Genomic DNA, 15,983 nt, shown 5'->3' on the forward strand with positions numbered 1-15,983 from the left:
AGCCTACTGATCTCGGCGCGGGAGTGAACCGATCTCGGCGAAGGAGGCTGCGGCGCTCAGGCCCCTCGGGCCTTGGTGACATCCATCGGGATGCCGGGGCCCATGGTGGTGGCCATGGTCGCCTTGAGGATGTAGCGGCCCTTGGAGGTCGACGGCTTCAGGCGCTGGACCTCGTCCAGGACGGCCTGGAGGTTCTCGGTCAGCTGCTCCTCGGTGAAGGAGGCCTTGCCGATCAGGAAGTTGAGGTTCGCGGCGCGGTCGACGCGGAACTCGATCCGGCCGCCCTTGATGTCGGTGACGGCCTTGGCCACGTCCATGGTCACGGTGCCGGTCTTGGGGTTGGGCATGAGGCCGCGGGGACCGAGGACGCGGCCCAGGCGGCCGACCTTGCCCATGAGGTCCGGGGTGGCGACGGCGGCGTCGAAGTCGGTGTAGCCGGCCGCGACCTTGGCGATGAGGTCGTCGCTGCCGACCTCGTCGGCGCCCGCGGCGATGGCCTGCTCGGCCCGCTCTCCCTGGGCGAAGACGACGACGCGGGCGGTCTTACCGGTACCGTGCGGCAGGGACACGGTGCCGCGCACCATCTGGTCCGCCTTGCGGGGGTCCACGCCCAGGCGTAGGACGACGTCCACGGTGGAGTCGAACTTCGTGATGGACGTGGCCTTGGCGAGCTTGACGGCCTCGGCCGGGGTGTAGAGGACTCCGGACTGAATCTTCTCAGCGGCGGCTCGGTAGGCCTTGCTGCGCTTGGTCATCTGCTTCTCCTTAGCAGTCGTGGTGAACGGGCCGCGCCGGCCCTTCCACAGGGTCTGATTGGGTGTGCCAGGTGCCGGCCGGCATCAGGCCTCGACGGTGATGCCCATGGAGCGGGCGGTGCCGGCGATGATCTTGGAGGCGGCCTCGACGTCGTTGGCGTTGAGGTCGGCCATCTTGGACTCGGCGATCTCGCGCACCTGGGCGGCCGTGAGCGAGCCGACCTTGTCGGCGTGGGGGCTCGGGGAGCCCTTGGCGACGCCGGCGGCCTTCTTGATGAGCTCGGCGGCCGGCGGGGTCTTGGTCACGAAGGTGAAGGAGCGGTCCTCGTAGACCGTGATCTCCACCGGGATGACGTTGCCGCGCTGCGACTCGGTCGCGGCGTTGTAGGCCTTGCAGAACTCCATGATGTTGACGCCGTGCTGACCCAGCGCGGGGCCGATCGGCGGGGCGGGGTTGGCCTGACCGGCCTGGATCTGGAGCTTGATGAGCCCGGAGACCTTCTTCTTGGGAGCCATGCGAATGGATCTCTTTCTTGTCCGGAAGAGCTGCACGCCTGCCGTGCAGCGGAAATGCGCGCACGACGCATGCGCGCACACGAATGCTCATCCTATCCCGAGCCGGAGTCCACCAAGCACCCGGTGCACGGAATCACAAGGCTCGCCGCCTGTGAGACGCGCCGCCCGCCGTCGTCCTCACGGGGCCGACGGCGGGCGGCGCGGTGGCCGGGATGCGCCGGCCTCAGATCTTGGCGACCTGGGAGAAGGACAGCTCGGCCGGGGTGTCGCGACCGAACAGGGAGATGAGGACCTGGAGCTTCTGGGTCTCGGGGTGGATCTCGGCAATGGTGGCCGGGAGGGACTCGAAGGGGCCGTCGGTGACGATGACGGACTCGCCGGCCTCGAAGGCGACCTCGTAGACCTGACCGTCGGCGGCGACCTGGGAGCTCGCGCCCTCCCGGGGAGCGGCCTTGGCGGCGCTCTGCTTGGCGGCGATCTCCTCGGGGGTGGGGCCGAGCTGGGAGACGGCCTCCTCGAAGGTCAGCGGCACGGGGTTGTAGCGGTCGCCCACGAAGCCGGTGACGGCCGGGGTGTCCTTGATGGTGCGCCACACCTTGTCGGAGGTCTCCGGGTCGTCCAGGTCCATGCGCACGAAGACGTAGCCGGGGATGCGCACCCGGGAGACCTCCTTCTTCTTGCCCGCGTTCTTGATCTCGATGACCGTCTCCATGGGGACGACGGCGTCGAAGACGTAGTCCTCGACCTCGAAGTTCTCCGCGCGGGTCTTAATGTCCGTGGCCACGCGACGCTCGTAGCCGGAGTAGGTGTGCAGGACGTACCACTCGCCGGGCAACGAGGACATCTGCCTGCGGAACTCCTCGACCGGGTCGACCTCGGGCTCGGGAGCCGACTCGGCCTTCCCGCCCTCCTGGCCGGCGGCCTCCTCGACCTCGGCCTCCACGGCCTCCTCGGAGCGCTCCGCGGCGGCCTCCTCGGCCTGGGAGTCGAGGGACTCCGGCTGCGCCTCATCCGCCTGGATGGCCTCGCCGTCGACGACGGGGGCGAGCTCCTCGGGAAGGATCTGCTCGGACTGCTCGGACACGATGTACCTGCTTTCCTCGGGCGGGTGGCTGAGGGCGACCGTCGGCTTCAGCGGGTCGGGAGCTGGGTGGGCTGAACGCCTCCGGAAGAGGCGGGGCGCGAGAAGGCCCACATCACCAGCCGGTCGAAGGCGTAGTCGAGGACCCCGGTGAAGGCCATGATCGCCACGATGAACACGACGACGACAATGAAGTAGGTCCACAGCTCATTGCTGGTGGGCCACACGACCTTGCGCAGCTCGTCGATCACCTGACGGAAGAACAGGGCGATACGACCCAGGGGGCCTCGCTTGGTGCCCTGCTTGCGCCTGGCGACGCTCGCGCTCTCGCTCATGCTCTGAGTCCTCGGGTTCGACGGTTCGATCATGCCCTGGCGGGCGAGAGGACGGAACCGACGGGATCTCCCGACAGATCCGCCGTTCTCAGCAGGGCAGGCGGGACTCGAACCCACAACCGCCGGTTTTGGAGACCGGTGCGCTACCAATTGCGCCACTGCCCTTCAGCGGTGACCAATCTTGTCACAGGTTCACCTGGATCGCTAAGCCCCGGGACGTGGACTGCGCCACGCGGCCCGTCCCCGCCCTGCCCCTTCGCCGAGATCGGTCCAGCTCCGGCTCGAGATCGGTTCGAAGGACCGATCTCGCGATCTGCTATCTCATATGACGAGCACATGACACCCGGTCGTGGGACCATGGGCCCATGAGCACGACACCCCGGAGCCGAGTCTCCGCGCGCCTAGCCGCCATCGCCCCCTCCGCCACCCTCGCCGTCGACGCCAAGGCCAAGGCCCTGAAGGCCGCCGGCCGCCCCGTCATCGGGTTCGGCGCCGGAGAGCCCGACTTCGCCACCCCCGACTACATCGTCGAGGCCGCCGTCGCCGCCGCCAAGGACCCCGCAAACCACAAGTACACGCCCGCCAAGGGCCTGCCCGCCCTGCGCGAGGCCATCGCCGCCAAGACCCTGCGCGACTCCGGCTACGAGGTCTCGCCCGACGACGTCATCGTCACCAACGGCGGCAAGCAGGCCGTCTTCGAGGCCTTCGCGGCGCTCGTGGACCCGGGCGACGAGGTCATCCTCCCCACCCCCTACTGGGTCACCTACCCCGAGTGCGTCCGCCTGTCCGGCGGCACCCCCGTCGAGGTCTTCGCCGGCGCCGACCAGGACTACAAGGTCACCGTCGCCCAGCTCGAGGCCGCCCGCACTCCGCGCACCAAGGCCGTCCTGGTCTGCTCCCCCTCCAACCCGACGGGCTCGGTCTACACACCCGAAGAGCTGACCGCCATCGGCCGGTGGGCGCTGGAGCACGGCGTGTGGGTCATCACTGACGAGATCTACGAGCACCTCCTGTACGAGGATGCCGTCAGCGCCCACATCGTCGCCCTCGTCCCCGAGCTGGCGGACCAGACCGTGGTCCTCAACGGCGTCGCCAAGACCTACGCCATGACCGGCTGGCGCGTGGGCTGGCTGATCGGCCCGTCCGACGTCGTCAAGGCCGCCACCAACCTGCAGTCCCACATGACGAGCAACGTCGCCAACGTCTCCCAGCGCGCGGCCCTGGCCGCCGTGTCCGGGGACCTGTCCGCCGTCGAGACCATGCGCGAGGCCTTCGACCGCCGTCGCCGCCTCATGGTCTCCATGCTCTCGGCCATCGACGGCCTGAGGGTCCCCACCCCCAGGGGCGCCTTCTACGCCTACCCCAGCGTGGAGGGCCTCATCGGGCGCACGCTGCGGGACCGCACCATCGACTCCTCCATCACGCTGGCCGACGCGATCCTCGAGCACGTCGAGGTCGCCGTCGTGCCCGGCGAGGCCTTCGGCCGCTCCGGCTTCCTGCGCCTGTCCTACGCCACCGGCGACGACGCCATCACCGAGGGCGTCGGCCGCGTCGCCGAGCTGCTCGCCGAGATCGAGTGAGCCACCGCGCCCGCCCGCGGCACTCGGCGCGACGCCGGCCGCGCCAGGATGCGACGACGGCGGGGCCGGTGCCCGGTCCGCAGGCCCCGGCCCCGCCGTCGTGCCGCGGGCGCCCCACCGCCGCGAGCGGGCTCAGCCCGCGTCGGCCCCCTGCGGGATGGAGCTGAAGTCGTCGCCGCGGCGCCGCAGGTGCGGGTCCTGCTCCAGGTAGGCCCTGGTCTCCCGGGCGATCAGCCCGGACAGGACCAGCAGGCCGATGAGGTTGGGGATGGCCATGAGGCCGTTGGCAATGTCGGCGAAGGTCCACACGTCCTTCAGGTCGGTGACGGTGCCCAGGAAGACGACGCAGGTGAAGATGAGCCGGTAGGGCAGCACGCCGTGCACGCCCGCAAGCCGCTCGACGCAGCGCTCGCCGTAGTAGGCCCAGCCCAGGATGGTCGAGGCGGCCAGGAACACGATGGCCACCGACACGATGTAGTGGCCCCACTCCCCCGGCAGGCCGTGGGTGAAGGCGTCCCCGGTCATGGTGGCCGGGTCCGAGTCCGTCCAGGTCCCGGTGGACAGGATCACCAGCCCTGTGCAGGTCACTACGATGATCGTGTCGATGAAGGTCTGGGTCATGGAGACCAGCCCTTGGCGAGCGGGGTGGCTGGTCTTGGCCGCGGCGGCCGCGATGGCGGCCGAGCCCATGCCGGACTCGTTGGAGAAGATGCCGCGCGCCGCCCCGTACTGCATGGCCATTATGAGGGTCGAGCCGGCGAACCCGCCGAGCGCGCCGTGCCCGGTGAAGGCCCCGGCGAGCACCAGGCCGAGCGCCGCGGGGATCCCCGAGACGTTGGCGACCAGGATGTACAGGCAGCCGCCGACGTAGAAGACGATCATCATGGGCACGAAGGCGCTGGTCACCGTGCCGATCGCCTCGATCCCGCCCAGGAGGACGGCGCCCACCGCAATCGCCAGGACAATGCCGACGACGGCGCCGTCCCAGCCGAAGGAGCTGCGCAGCTGGGCCGCCACGGCGTTGGACTGCGTCATCGAGCCGATGCCGAAGGAGGCCAGGATGGCCGCGCAGGCGAAGAAGACCGACAGCGCCCTCCCCGGGCGCCCGGGCACGGCACGCCCGAGGTAGTACTGGGGCCCGCCGGACTGCTGCCCGCGGGCGTCGGTGGTGCGGAACCGCACCGCGAGGAAGGCCTCGGAGTACTTCGAGGCCATGCCGAACAGCGCCGTGACCCACATCCAGAACAGGGCCCCGGGCCCGCCCAGGTGGATGGCGGTGGCCACGCCCACGATATTGCCCACGCCCACGGTGGCCGCCAGCGCCGTCGTCAGGGCCTGGTAGTGGGAGATGTCCCCCTCGGCGCTCGCGGCCTCACCGCCACCGTCGCGCTGGAGGAAGGCGAAGCGCAGCGCGGGGCCGAGCTTGCGCAGCTGGAGGCCGCGCAGCCGTACCGTCAGCACCACGCCGGTGCCCAGCAGGAGGGGGATGAGGAGCCATGGGCCCCACAGGAGGGTGTCGAAGGCGGCAAGGCCGTCGCTGAGGGCGCCGGCGGGCGCAGGGCCGGCACCGAGACGGGCCGTCGCAAAAGCGGTGTCGAACATGGGAGGCGCCTTTCCGTCTCCGGGATGGGGTGTACGTCGTCGCACCGTAGGCACAGGGCGTATGACGACAATGTGACATCCGCCATGTGGACGCGGGCGGCCGTCGCGGAGCCGCAGGCGCCCGGTCTCGCGCTCAGTGCGCGCCGCGCCTGGCCTGGATCTCCCGGGCCTGGGCGAGCCAGGTCTCGGCGCGCGCGAGCCGCCCCTCGGCGTCGGGCCTCCACGGGCCGCCGTCCTCCCGGCGGGCGCCGGCGACCAGGGAGAGGACCACGCCCGCGCAGCGGGCCCGCAGGGAGACCGGGTCGGCCTGCTGCTCCGCCAGGCGCGTCCACACCTCCAGCACCGGACGCAGGTGCGGATAGGAGGCCGGGGCCAGGTGGTCCAGGACGCTGACGTGCCCGAGCAGGCAGGCGAGGTCGTCCACGCGGCGCCCGGGTCCCAGGGAGTCCACGTCGAGCAGGCTGGCCACACCCTCGCCCTCCATGAGCACGTTGGCCTCGTAGAAGTCCCCGTGCACGGGGACCACCGGGCCGGGGTCGCAGGCCGCCATGAGCTGCTCGACGCCGTCGGCGACGGCGCGCGCCCGCAGGGCGTGCTCGGGCAGCACCGTCGAGGCCGCGTGGGCGTAGTGGCGGGCGCGCTCGGACCAGGCCGGGTGAGGAGTGAGCTGCAGGGCGCTGGCGGGCAGCGCATCCAGCAGAGCGGTGAGGGAGGCGAAGACGCGCGCGGCGCGCCCCTTGTCCATGCCGCGGGACAGCAGGCCCGACAGGGCCACGCCGCGCCCGGTCGACAGCAGGACAAGGCCGTCCGGGTCATCGCGCAGGACGTCGGGCGCGGGCACGCCCGCGGCGCGCAGCATACGGTGCCGCTCCGCGAAGGCGGCGGACTGACCGGGCCGCAGCACCTTGGCGTAGGCGGTCGAGGAGTCCGGGTAGGTCACCCGCACCACGGCCCGCCGAGTGGGCCGGTAGGCGACCATGGTGGCCTTGATGGCCGTCCCCAGGCGCCGGGAGAGCAGGGAGGGCGTGCAGGCGACCGCGAGCGCCGGCAGCTCGGGATCGGCGGGGTGCCGCCAGACGTGGACGACCGGTCCGTCCCCTCCGCGCGGCGAGACCCGGGTCAGGCCCGCCGCCTGGGGGTTGGACAGCCGCGCCGTCGTCGCGCACAGGTACTCAGTGCTGCGCGACCCGTTCGGGGAGGCCACGACGGCGGTGTAGCCGACCGAGACCCCGGCGCCGGGGCGGTGGTGGACCGAGTGCACCTCCCAGCTCAGCAGCTGCTGGCCTGCCGGGGCCAGCGCCCCGGAAAGGACGGACGCGGCTCGCGGACCGGTCAGGAGGGCGACCTCCTCGGGCTCGCGGGCGGCCTGCGTGCTGCTCATAGGAGTAGTGTGCCTCACCGAGCGGCACCAACCGTCCCACATGGGTGCGCTCTTCGGGCCTGGACGACTGAGTCCGGGTGCTCGTCTCCGTCCGGCCGGAGCGGCCGGACCGTCGCACGCCGCCGGCGCCGACCTCCGGCCCCGGCTTTCGCAACAGCGCCTGAGGTACGACCGCACCAGGAGCCGTTGGAAGACTCCCGCCGGACGCATGGCACAATCCGCCCATGCGCGACCTGTCCCTCCTGCCCAAGGCGCACCTGCACCTGCACTTCACGGGGGCGATGCGCCTGGAGACGCTGGTGGACCTGGCCCAGACCTCGCATACGCGCCTGCCGTCGTCATTCATTGACGGCGACCCGCTGCACGTGCCGGCCGACCACCGCGGCTGGTTCCGCTTCCAGCGGGCCTACGACACCGCTCGCCAGCTGGTCACGGCCGAGGAGACCATGCGCAGGATCGTCATGGAGGCCGCTCTCGACGACGCCGCGGAGGGCTCGCGGCGCCTGGAGATCCAGGTGGACCCGACCTCCTACGCCCCTTTCGTGGGCGGCATCACACCAGCGCTGGAGATCATCCTGGACGCGGCGAGCCAGGCCACGATCCTGTCGGGGGTGGAGGTCGCCGTGGTGGTGGCGGCCTCCCGCATGCGCCACCCGCTGGACGCGCGCACGCTGGCCCGGCTGGCGTCCCGGTACGCGGGGGACGCGCCGGGCACCGTCGTCGGCTTCGGGCTGAGCAACGACGAGCGCGCCGGGCGGACCGGCTCGTGGGGGCCGGCCTTCGCCATCGCCCGGCGGGCGGGACTCGCCTCGCTGCCCCACGGCGGCGAGCTGCTGGGGCCCGAGCACGTGCGCGACGTGGTGACCGCCCTGGGGCCGACGCGCCTGGGCCATGGGGTGCGCGCGAGCGAGGACCCCGAGCTGCTGGACGCCGTGGTCGCCGCGGGCATCAGCCTGGAGGTGTGCCCCGCCTCGAACGTGTGCCTGGGGGTCTACCGCGCCGCCGACGACGTCCCGCTGGCGATCCTGCTGGAGCACGGGGCGCAGGTGGCGCTCGGCGCCGACGACCCCCTCCTGTTCCACACGCGCCTGACCGACCAGTACGAGATCGCGCGCCGGCTGGGCCTGGACGACGCCGCCCTGGCCGAGCTCGCCCGAGGAAGCATCCGGGCCTCACTGGCCGCGCAGTCCTCCAAGCGGGCCTGGCTCGCCGAGGTCGACGCCTGGCTGGCCGCGCCCGATCCGGTCTGAGCGGCGGTCGGGCCGGGCGATCAGTCGGGCCGGGCCCGGCGGGCCCCGCCGTCAGAGGGCCGGGCCCGCAGCGAGGAAGGGGTAGACGTCGGTGAACACGCCGGTGCACCCCCAGTTGAACAGCTGGTTGGCGCGGTCGGGCCGGTTGACGGTCCACACGTTGACGCCGTAGCCGGCCGCGCGGGCGGAGCGCACCATCGCCTCGGTCAGGCCGGCGTCCTCGGGGTGGATCGCGACGGCTCCGCACAGCTCGGCGACCGAGCGCCAGTCGGGGCGGATGGTCGCCGACTCGTACAGGACGGCGGTGGCGTACTGGGGGTGTCGCTGGTGGAAGGCCATGAGCAGGGGCTGGCTGAAGGAGGACACGAGGACCTGCCTGCCCGCGTCGAGCCGCCCCAGGGCCGCGGCGAGGGCGTCGACCAGCTCGATGCTGCGGGCCGCCCCCTGCTCGTTGGCCTTGAGCTCGATATTGGCGTTGAGGCCACGCTCGTTGACGAAGTCGAGGAAGGCCTCCAGCGTGGGCAGGCGCTCGCCGACGAAGTCGGGGCCGAACCAGCGCCCGGCGTCAATGTGCTCCAGGTCCGCGGCCCGCAGCCCGTAGATGCTGCCGCCGCGGTCGGTGGTCCGCTCCAGGGCGGTGTCGTGGATGAGCACGGGCGTGCCGTCGGTGAGCAGGTCGACGTCGGTCTCGATCCAGCTCGCCCCGGCGTCGGCGGCGGCTCGGAAGGCCGCCATGGTGTTCTCGGGCGCGGCCGAGGGCAGCCCGCGATGGGCGAGCACCGCGCGCTCAATACACGGGACGTTGCGGCCGGGGCGCGCCGGCGCCCAATCACGAGGAGCCGGCATGCGCCTCTCCTTTCCCTCCGTCGAGGTCGGTTCACTTCTGGCGCGAGATCGGTTCAGCTCCGCGCCGAGATCGGTCCCGCCTTCCGCTCGCCGCCGCCCGCGGCGAGCGGAAGGGCGGTCGCGCGGCGGTTGACGTGGTCCAGGATCACCGCGGTGACACAGCCGACCGCCGCAGCGGTCCCGGTGATCATGAAGATGATCCGGTACCCCGGAGCCGGGTCGCCGCCCGCACAGCCGTCAATGATACGGCCGTTGAGGTTGTAGCCCCACAGGATCGCGGCGTAGGCCAGCAGGGACCCCACGGCCATGGCGGAGCCGTCGATCTCCTCGGGCAGCTCGAGCTCACCGATCGGCGCCAGGATGACGGACTTGCCGAGGAAGGTGGCCAGCGCCACCAGAATGAGCAGCCCGACGACCGGCACGATGAGGGCCGGCCTGCTGGACTCGTCGCCGATCGGGAGCATGAGGATAATGGCGCACCCCACTGTGACAATGCCCAGCGCGACCATCATCATCCTGGTGGACGACCTGAAGACGTAGTCGGCCACGACTCCCGAGACGAGTCCGGCGACCATGGCGATCAGCCCCACATTGAAGATGCCGAAGGCCGCCGCCACGGTGGTGGAGGCGTTGAAGACCTGCTTCAGGAACGGGGCGGATATGTACATGAGGTTGATGTCGCACCAGTACACAGCCATTGCGGCGACACCGGCGAGCCAGATGCGGGGAAGGGCGAGCACGTGCAGCAGGCCCTTGAGTGCGGCCACCGAGTGCGAGACGTGCTCCTCGGTGGCGATCCTGGTGTCGGGGACGTAGCGCGCCACGGCAAGCATCATGGGCATCAGGAGCAGGGCGTAGATGATGGCGAAGGTGCGCATGACGGTCGTTGTCGCCGACTCGGGGAAGAGGACGAGAGCCACGATGACGATCCCGTTCAGGCCGAACTCGGCCAACCGGCGGACCGCCTCCAGCATGCCCATGGCCATGCCCTTGCCCTTGCGGTCCTGGTCCGCCGACAGGATGCACACGCCGTTGGCGACGGCGGGCCAGATGATCGCATCGACGACCGCCCAGGAGATCGCGATGGCCTCCATGACCCTGAAGGGCGGGATGAGCACGAACAGGATGAGATAGGTGAATAGCCTCCACACCATGCCGCACAGGATGATGGTGCGCACTCGGACGCGGTTGTTCACCCAGCCCGCGGGCACGTACAGGAACATGGCCAGTCCGAGGTAGGTCATGAGCTGGCCGAACTGGGTCTGGGTTATTCCCAGCGTCTCCTGCAGGGGGATCATCAAGGAGCTCTTGAAGGACTCGAAGCTGCTGTAGAGGACCTGCCCGGACAGGGCGACGACCAGGAAGGGGAGGAAGCGGCCCCGGCGCATGAACGCCGGGAGAAGGGACATGACGCGCGTACTCATCGGAATATCTCCTCGGAAGAGACGGGGTAGTGGGACGGGGAGGGAGGCCCAGGGCCTGGCGACGGCGCTCGCGTCGTACCCGATCGCGGCCTTGTGAGCCTGCGGCGCGGGGCGGCCGAGTCGGTGGTGCAGAGAGGTTGCGGAGAGGGTGACGAGGGTCGCGCGGTGCTGCGCGGAGACGCGGAGACACGGTGGGCGGTCGGCCTCACCACCCCACGGCGACGGGCTCGGGCACGAGGGTGATTCCGAAGCGCTCGCGGACCCCGGCGATGACCGTATCGCGTAGGGCGACCACATCGGCCGCGGTGGCGCCGCCCCGGTTGGTCAGGGCGAGCACGTGCCTGGTCGACAGGCTCGCCCGCCCGTGCGCCCCGGGCGCGGCGAAGCCCTTGGGGAAGCCGGCGTGGTCGATGAGCCAGGCGGCCGAGGTCTTGACCAGCCCGTCGACGACGGGGGCGTCCTGGAGACCGGCGACGACCCGGGTGCGGTCGGTCACAGGGAACCGGGGGGCGCCCTCGGGCAGGGCCTCGGCCTCGGCCGCGGTGAGGATCGGGTTGGTGAAGAAGGAGCCGGCGGACCAGGTGTCGTGGTCGGCGGCGTCGAGCACCATGCCCTTGGAGCGTCGCAGCGCCAGGACCGCCTCGCGCACCTCGCGGGCATCGACGCGGGCGCCCATGTCGACGTCGAGCGCCCCGGCCAGCTGCCGGTAGGCGATGGGGGCGGACAGGGAGGCCTGGCGGACGTGGAAGGTCGCCGAGAGCACGACCCAGCGGCCCGTCGGGCCCCAGGTGCGGCCCGCCCCGACGTCCGGGTCGGTCAGGGACCGCTTGAGGGCGGAGTCCCGGTAGGTCAGGCGCAGCTCGGACAGGGGGATGTGGACCGTGCGCCCCGCGGCGCGGTCCCAGGCGCGCACGGAGGCGAGGAGCTCGGCGACCTCGGTGCCGTAGGCGCCGATGTTCTGCACGGGGGCGGCGCCGACGGTGCCGGGAATTCCCGACAGCGGGGCGAAGCCGCCCCAGTGGGAGGCGACCGCCCGGCGCACGAGGTCGTCCCAGGTGGCGCCCGCGGTGGCGGTGATCTGCACACCGCCGCAGGCGCTGTCGGACACAAGCTCGACCTCGGTGCGCGCGTCCCGTACGACGATGCCGTCGAAGCCGGCGTCGGCGGCCAGGATGTTGGACCCGCCGCCGATCACGAGCAGGGGGATGCCCTCGGCGTCGGCCCGCCTGACGACGTCGATGAGCTCGGCCTCGCCGGCAGCCTCGACGTAGCGGCCCACCGGTCCGCCCACGCGCAGGGTCGTCAGCTCGGCCAGGTCGGGCGCCGTCGTCGGCGTCCGCCCGCCCGGGACCCGGCCGAGCGCCTCCACGGGCGCGGGCCAGTCGGCGGGATCGGCGTGAACGGACAGGGGCATGGCGCACATCTCGTCCTCGGTGAGCGGCTCATGAGGGCCGGGGGGGCTGGGTGCGTCGGACTGGCTCATGACTGACTCCTGGGATCGGGCGGGCGGTGGCGGCCCCGGCTGGCCTTCGGGCACAAGAGCGCCCCGCGTGGCGCAGTGCGGAGCCTGCGATCACGACGGGGCGATCATCACTTCTTGTTGCGGCGCTGGTGGCGGGTCTTGCGGAGCAGCTTGCGGTGCTTCTTCTTGGCCATGCGCTTGCGGCGCTTCTTAATGACAGATCCCATGGGGACTCCTAGTTGTGGTGCATCCGGGGGCTCGACCACGTGTCGGCATCAGCCGCCGACGCCGACCGGGGGCCGAGCGGGCATGAGCGAGCACGAGTAAGCGTAGCGGCCAGGAGGCGGGGCTGCCCGCAGACAGCCCGTGCTCCGACCACACTGGTGACTGGCGTGAGTCTAGCGGGTATCAGGAGCCCGTCGACTCCGACTCCTCGTGTCCCCAGTCACCCAGCCCGGCAGACAGGTACTGCCGGACGGCGCGCTCGGGCACGCGGAAGGATCGGCCGACCTGCATGGCCGGCAGGTCGCCGGAGTGGACCATGCGGTAGACCGTCATCTTGGAGACGCGCAGCATGCTGGCGACCTCAGCCACGGTGAGGAAGGAGGGGGCGCTCGAAGCGCCGGAGGGAGAAGGGATGCCCGGTGCCATGGGTCGTGAGTTTCCCGTCGTCGGATGTCGGTGGCGCAGCGGTCTTGCCTCCGCGGCGCGGGACCGCGCAGCCGCGGCCCCGTGCACAATATAACCTGAGCCTCTCGCGACGCATAGGTCATTTCCTCTCACAGGAGCCACACGCGTCGCATATCACATTTTGGTTACGACGACGCCCGGCTGCGGGCGCCGGGGCGTGGCGCGGTTTACCGCCGTCGGGCAGTGCGGACAAGAATAGCCTTGTGCCCCCCTCGCACCGCCACCCCGGACGCACCGGCTCCCCGCGCCCCCGCGGGGAGGAGGGCGCGCGCGCCTCCGCGCCCCGGCACTGGCACGCCCCGATGCCGGCCTTCGCCAGGTGGCGCCGACGGCGCTCCGCCCTCCTGCCGGCCGCGACTCCCCCCTCCCCCGCCGCCCCCCAGAGCCCCACCGGGCGCGAGTCCTCCGGTCTCCTGGCGCTCCTGGAGCGGTGGGACCTGCGCGCCCGCCTGGCCCGGGCCGCGCGCTTCACGCCCGCCCGCCTGGCCGTCGTCGTCTTCGCCGGCATTATCGCGGTGGTCACGGCTCTGCTCAGCCTGCCCGTGGCCACGGCGGACAACCACCGCGCCGACACGATCGACTCCCTGTTCACGGCGACCTCGGCGGTGTGCGTCACCGGCCTGACGACCGTCGACACCGCGACCTACTGGTCGCCCTTCGGCCAGGCGGTCATCATTATGGGCGCCGCCGTCGGCGGGCTGGGCATTATGACGCTCGCCTCGCTGCTGTCATTCGCCGTGTCCCGCCACGTGGGCCTGACCCAGCGGATGCTCGCGGCCAGTGAGAACCAGTCCCGCCTGGGCGACGTCGCCGCCCTGCTGCGGGCGGTCATGTACACCGCCATCGGCGCGGAGAGCCTGCTGGCGCTCGTCCTGCTACCCCGTTTCCTGTCCCTGGGGCTCGACCTGGGGCACGCCTGCTGGTACGCGTTCTTCATGGCGCTGTCCATCTTCAACAACGCGGGCTTCGTCGTCATGCCCGGGGGCCTGGCGCCCTACGCGACGGACTGGTGGATGGGCCTGCCGATCGCGGTGGGCACCTTCGTGGGCGCCGTCGGATTCCCCGTGATCCTGGACGTCATGCGCCACCTGCGCCGCCCGCGCCAGTGGACGCTGCACACCAAGCTGACCCTGTCCACCTACTCCGCCCTGTCGGCCGTCTCCGCGCTGGCCATCGCCGCCTTCGAGTGGACAAACCCCCGTACCTACGGCGCGCTGCCGACCGGCGGCAAGCTCCTGACAGCGCTGATCAACGGCGTCAACGCGCGCTCGTCGGGGCTGACCACGATCGCGCCCGAGCACATGCGCGAGGCAACCTGGTTCCTCCAGGACGCCCTCATGTTCGTCGGCGGCGGGTCGGCCTCCACGGCCGGCGGCATCAAGGTGACGACCTTCGCGGTCCTGCTGCTGGCCATCGCCGCCGAGGCCCGGGGCGACCAGGACATCGAGGCCTTCGGGCGGCGCATCACGCTGTCGACGGTGCGCCTGAGCGTGGCCGTGGCCTTCATCGGGGCCTCCATCATCGGCACCGCGACGCTGCTCATGCTGGAGATGACCAACCTGACGCTGGACCGCGTCCTGTTCGAGGTGGTCAGCGCCTTCGCGACCGTCGGGCTGTCCACCGGGATCACGCCGATGCTGCCGACCAGTGCGAAGTACCTCATCGTGGTGCTCATGTTCGTCGGGCGCGTGGGCACCATGACAGCGGCGACGGCCCTGGCCATGCGCGAGCGCCGCCGCGTCATCCGCATGCCCGCCGAGCGCCCGCTCATCGGGTGAGGACGCCATGTGGTACGACGACATCCTGGAAGAGGTCTCCAGCCCGGAGACGCTGCGGCTGCGCTCGCTGTCCGTGCGCGCCATCACGCAGGGCATGTACGACGACGGCGCTCGACTGGCCATGCGCGCCAGGACCACCGCCATGGCGGGCCGCAGCCGGGCCGAGCAGGCGGACCTGCGCGTGGACCTGATCACCTACGGGCCGGCCCGCAGCCTCGTGTCCGCGGCCGTCAGGCACCTGCTGGCGCACCAGTACGAGGAGTGCCTGCACGCCGCGCAGCTCGCCGGCACCCTGTACGAGTTCGCCGACGCCTCCGACTACGACCTCAAGGAGTACTGGCAGATCGTGGGTCAGGCCTACCGGGGCCTGGGCGACGAGCGCGAGATGGACAACGCCTTCATGCTGGCCAGGCTCTCGGACTCCGACCTCCAGCGCTCGCCGCGCCCCGACCCGCCCGAGCAGTGAGGAGGGCGGGACTCAGGCGCTCAGGAGGCGCGCGACCGCGCGGGCCGTCGTCACCGCATCGGTTCGGCCGCGCTCGCCGGCGACGGTCCGCTCAATGACCAGCCCCACGGCGGCGTTGTGGACGGCGGCGGCCGCCTCATCGGGATCGATGCCCTGCGCGATGACGCCCCTGGACTGCCAGCGACGAACCACATGGGCGATCTCGGCGCGCACGCGGGCGTAGCTGGCCGCATACGCCTCCCGCAGGTCCGGATGCCGCGCCAGCTCCGCCCACACGCCGATCATGAGATTGATCTGACCGGTCTCCGACGAGGACTCGTCCGCCCCGACGCCGTCGGCCTCGCCGGCCCCGGCGCCGTCGGCCCCCTCGACAGGGCCCGAGAAGGGCCGCCCGAAGACCCAGGAGTGCTCGACCGCGCGCACGAAGACGTCCTCAAGGCCCGGGAGCTCGTCAAGGTCGGCCAGCGCCGTGATCCACTCCACGACCGGGTCCATGGCCCTGACGATGACGGCGCGCACCAGCGAGCGCTTCCCCTCCGGGAAGTACCGGTAGACGGTGCTCGACGACATGCCCGCCTCGGCGACAATCTCGTCCATCGAGGCGCCGTCGAAGCCCTGTCGGGCGAAGCAGACCGCCGCCGCCGCCAGGATCCTTGCCGTCTGCTGGTCTCGGTACGACTGCGTGACACGGGGCATGGCACCAGGATACGGCGGCCCGGCGAATGCCGGACGTCACACCGCCTCCACAAAACGAAACGACCGTTTTGACGTGGGCGACTCCGGGCACTACGGTCAGCATCACAAACAATAACGAGTG

At 71.5% G+C, this 15,983-nt stretch carries 16 protein-coding genes and 1 tRNA gene; 4 read left to right on the plus strand and 13 right to left on the minus strand.

Annotated elements, in window-relative coordinates; genetic code table 11:
• Nucleotides 1-56: 56 nt before the first annotated feature.
• The 5 genes from rplA to O145_RS01685 form a co-directional block, all read right to left on the minus strand.
• Nucleotides 57-755 carry a 50S ribosomal protein L1 gene (gene rplA, locus O145_RS01665; RefSeq protein ID WP_043558750.1) on the minus strand — a complete coding sequence of 233 codons (699 nt, stop codon included), beginning with the start codon at nt 753-755 and terminating at the stop codon, nt 57-59.
• Nucleotides 756-839: 84 nt separating this feature from the next.
• Nucleotides 840-1,271, minus strand: a complete 432-nt coding sequence (rplK, locus tag O145_RS01670) for a 50S ribosomal protein L11 (protein ID WP_043558753.1) — start codon at nt 1,269-1,271, stop codon at nt 840-842.
• Nucleotides 1,272-1,494: 223 nt separating this feature from the next.
• Entirely contained in the window at nt 1,495-2,214 is a 720-nt protein-coding gene (nusG, locus tag O145_RS01675; RefSeq protein ID WP_411265936.1) for a transcription termination/antitermination protein NusG, read from the minus strand.
• A 188-nt stretch (nt 2,215-2,402) separates the two neighbouring features.
• On the minus strand, nt 2,403-2,687 hold the full coding sequence (gene secE, locus O145_RS01680) for a preprotein translocase subunit SecE (RefSeq protein WP_043558760.1): 285 nt from the start codon (nt 2,685-2,687) through the stop codon (nt 2,403-2,405).
• A gap of 92 nt (nt 2,688-2,779) precedes the next feature.
• A tRNA-Trp gene (locus tag O145_RS01685) sits at nt 2,780-2,852 on the minus strand.
• A gap of 200 nt (nt 2,853-3,052) precedes the next feature.
• Here O145_RS01685 and O145_RS01690 point away from each other — a divergent pair.
• On the plus strand, nt 3,053-4,267 hold the full coding sequence (locus tag O145_RS01690) for a pyridoxal phosphate-dependent aminotransferase (protein ID WP_043558763.1): 1,215 nt from the start codon (nt 3,053-3,055) through the stop codon (nt 4,265-4,267).
• 132 nt (nt 4,268-4,399) lie between these two features.
• On the opposite strand, the gene O145_RS01695 is transcribed toward O145_RS01690, so the two are convergent.
• Together O145_RS01695 and O145_RS01700 are read right to left on the minus strand one after the other, a co-directional pair.
• On the minus strand, nt 4,400-5,869 hold the full coding sequence (locus tag O145_RS01695; protein WP_052374487.1) for an alanine/glycine:cation symporter family protein: 1,470 nt from the start codon (nt 5,867-5,869) through the stop codon (nt 4,400-4,402).
• 133 nt (nt 5,870-6,002) lie between these two features.
• The gene (locus O145_RS01700; RefSeq protein ID WP_043558766.1) at nt 6,003-7,250 is read right to left on the minus strand and encodes a phosphotransferase; all 1,248 of its coding nucleotides are present in this window, start codon (nt 7,248-7,250) and stop codon (nt 6,003-6,005) included.
• A gap of 224 nt (nt 7,251-7,474) precedes the next feature.
• On the opposite strand from O145_RS01700, the gene O145_RS01705 reads away from it, so the two are divergent.
• Complete coding sequence (locus O145_RS01705) at nt 7,475-8,500, plus strand: adenosine deaminase (RefSeq protein WP_043558769.1); 1,026 nt, start codon at nt 7,475-7,477, stop codon at nt 8,498-8,500.
• 51 nt (nt 8,501-8,551) lie between these two features.
• Here O145_RS01705 and O145_RS01710 read toward each other — a convergent pair whose 3' ends face one another.
• The 5 genes from O145_RS01710 to O145_RS01725 form a co-directional block, all read right to left on the minus strand.
• The gene (locus O145_RS01710; protein ID WP_229118285.1) at nt 8,552-9,346 is read right to left on the minus strand and encodes a glycerophosphodiester phosphodiesterase family protein; all 795 of its coding nucleotides are present in this window, start codon (nt 9,344-9,346) and stop codon (nt 8,552-8,554) included.
• Between the two features lie 53 nt (nt 9,347-9,399).
• Nucleotides 9,400-10,770: an MFS transporter gene (locus tag O145_RS01715; RefSeq protein ID WP_052374489.1), complete on the minus strand. Its 1,371-nt coding sequence runs from the start codon at nt 10,768-10,770 to the stop codon at nt 9,400-9,402.
• A 205-nt stretch (nt 10,771-10,975) separates the two neighbouring features.
• The gene (locus tag O145_RS01720) at nt 10,976-12,253 is read right to left on the minus strand and encodes a UDP-N-acetylmuramate dehydrogenase (RefSeq protein WP_043558772.1); all 1,278 of its coding nucleotides are present in this window, start codon (nt 12,251-12,253) and stop codon (nt 10,976-10,978) included.
• 107 nt (nt 12,254-12,360) lie between these two features.
• On the minus strand, nt 12,361-12,459 hold the full coding sequence (locus tag O145_RS16840) for a 30S ribosomal protein bS22 (RefSeq protein WP_003792170.1): 99 nt from the start codon (nt 12,457-12,459) through the stop codon (nt 12,361-12,363).
• A gap of 181 nt (nt 12,460-12,640) precedes the next feature.
• Complete coding sequence (locus O145_RS01725) at nt 12,641-12,883, minus strand: helix-turn-helix domain-containing protein (RefSeq protein ID WP_043558775.1); 243 nt, start codon at nt 12,881-12,883, stop codon at nt 12,641-12,643.
• Between the two features lie 242 nt (nt 12,884-13,125).
• Here O145_RS01725 and O145_RS01730 point away from each other — a divergent pair, with 242 nt between their 5' ends.
• Both O145_RS01730 and O145_RS01735 read left to right on the plus strand, forming a co-directional pair.
• Nucleotides 13,126-14,700 carry a TrkH family potassium uptake protein gene (locus O145_RS01730; RefSeq protein ID WP_043558777.1) on the plus strand — a complete coding sequence of 525 codons (1,575 nt, stop codon included), beginning with the start codon at nt 13,126-13,128 and terminating at the stop codon, nt 14,698-14,700.
• Nucleotides 14,701-14,707: 7 nt separating this feature from the next.
• Nucleotides 14,708-15,166: a hypothetical protein gene (locus tag O145_RS01735; protein WP_043558780.1), complete on the plus strand. Its 459-nt coding sequence runs from the start codon at nt 14,708-14,710 to the stop codon at nt 15,164-15,166.
• A 12-nt stretch (nt 15,167-15,178) separates the two neighbouring features.
• On the opposite strand, the gene O145_RS01740 is transcribed toward O145_RS01735, so the two are convergent.
• Nucleotides 15,179-15,862, minus strand: a complete 684-nt coding sequence (locus O145_RS01740) for a TetR/AcrR family transcriptional regulator (protein WP_043558784.1) — start codon at nt 15,860-15,862, stop codon at nt 15,179-15,181.
• Nucleotides 15,863-15,983 lie beyond the last annotated feature (121 nt).

The sequence above is a fragment of the Actinomyces israelii DSM 43320 genome (genome assembly GCF_000711965.1).
Taxonomy (GTDB): Bacteria; Actinomycetota; Actinomycetes; order Actinomycetales; family Actinomycetaceae; genus Actinomyces; species Actinomyces israelii.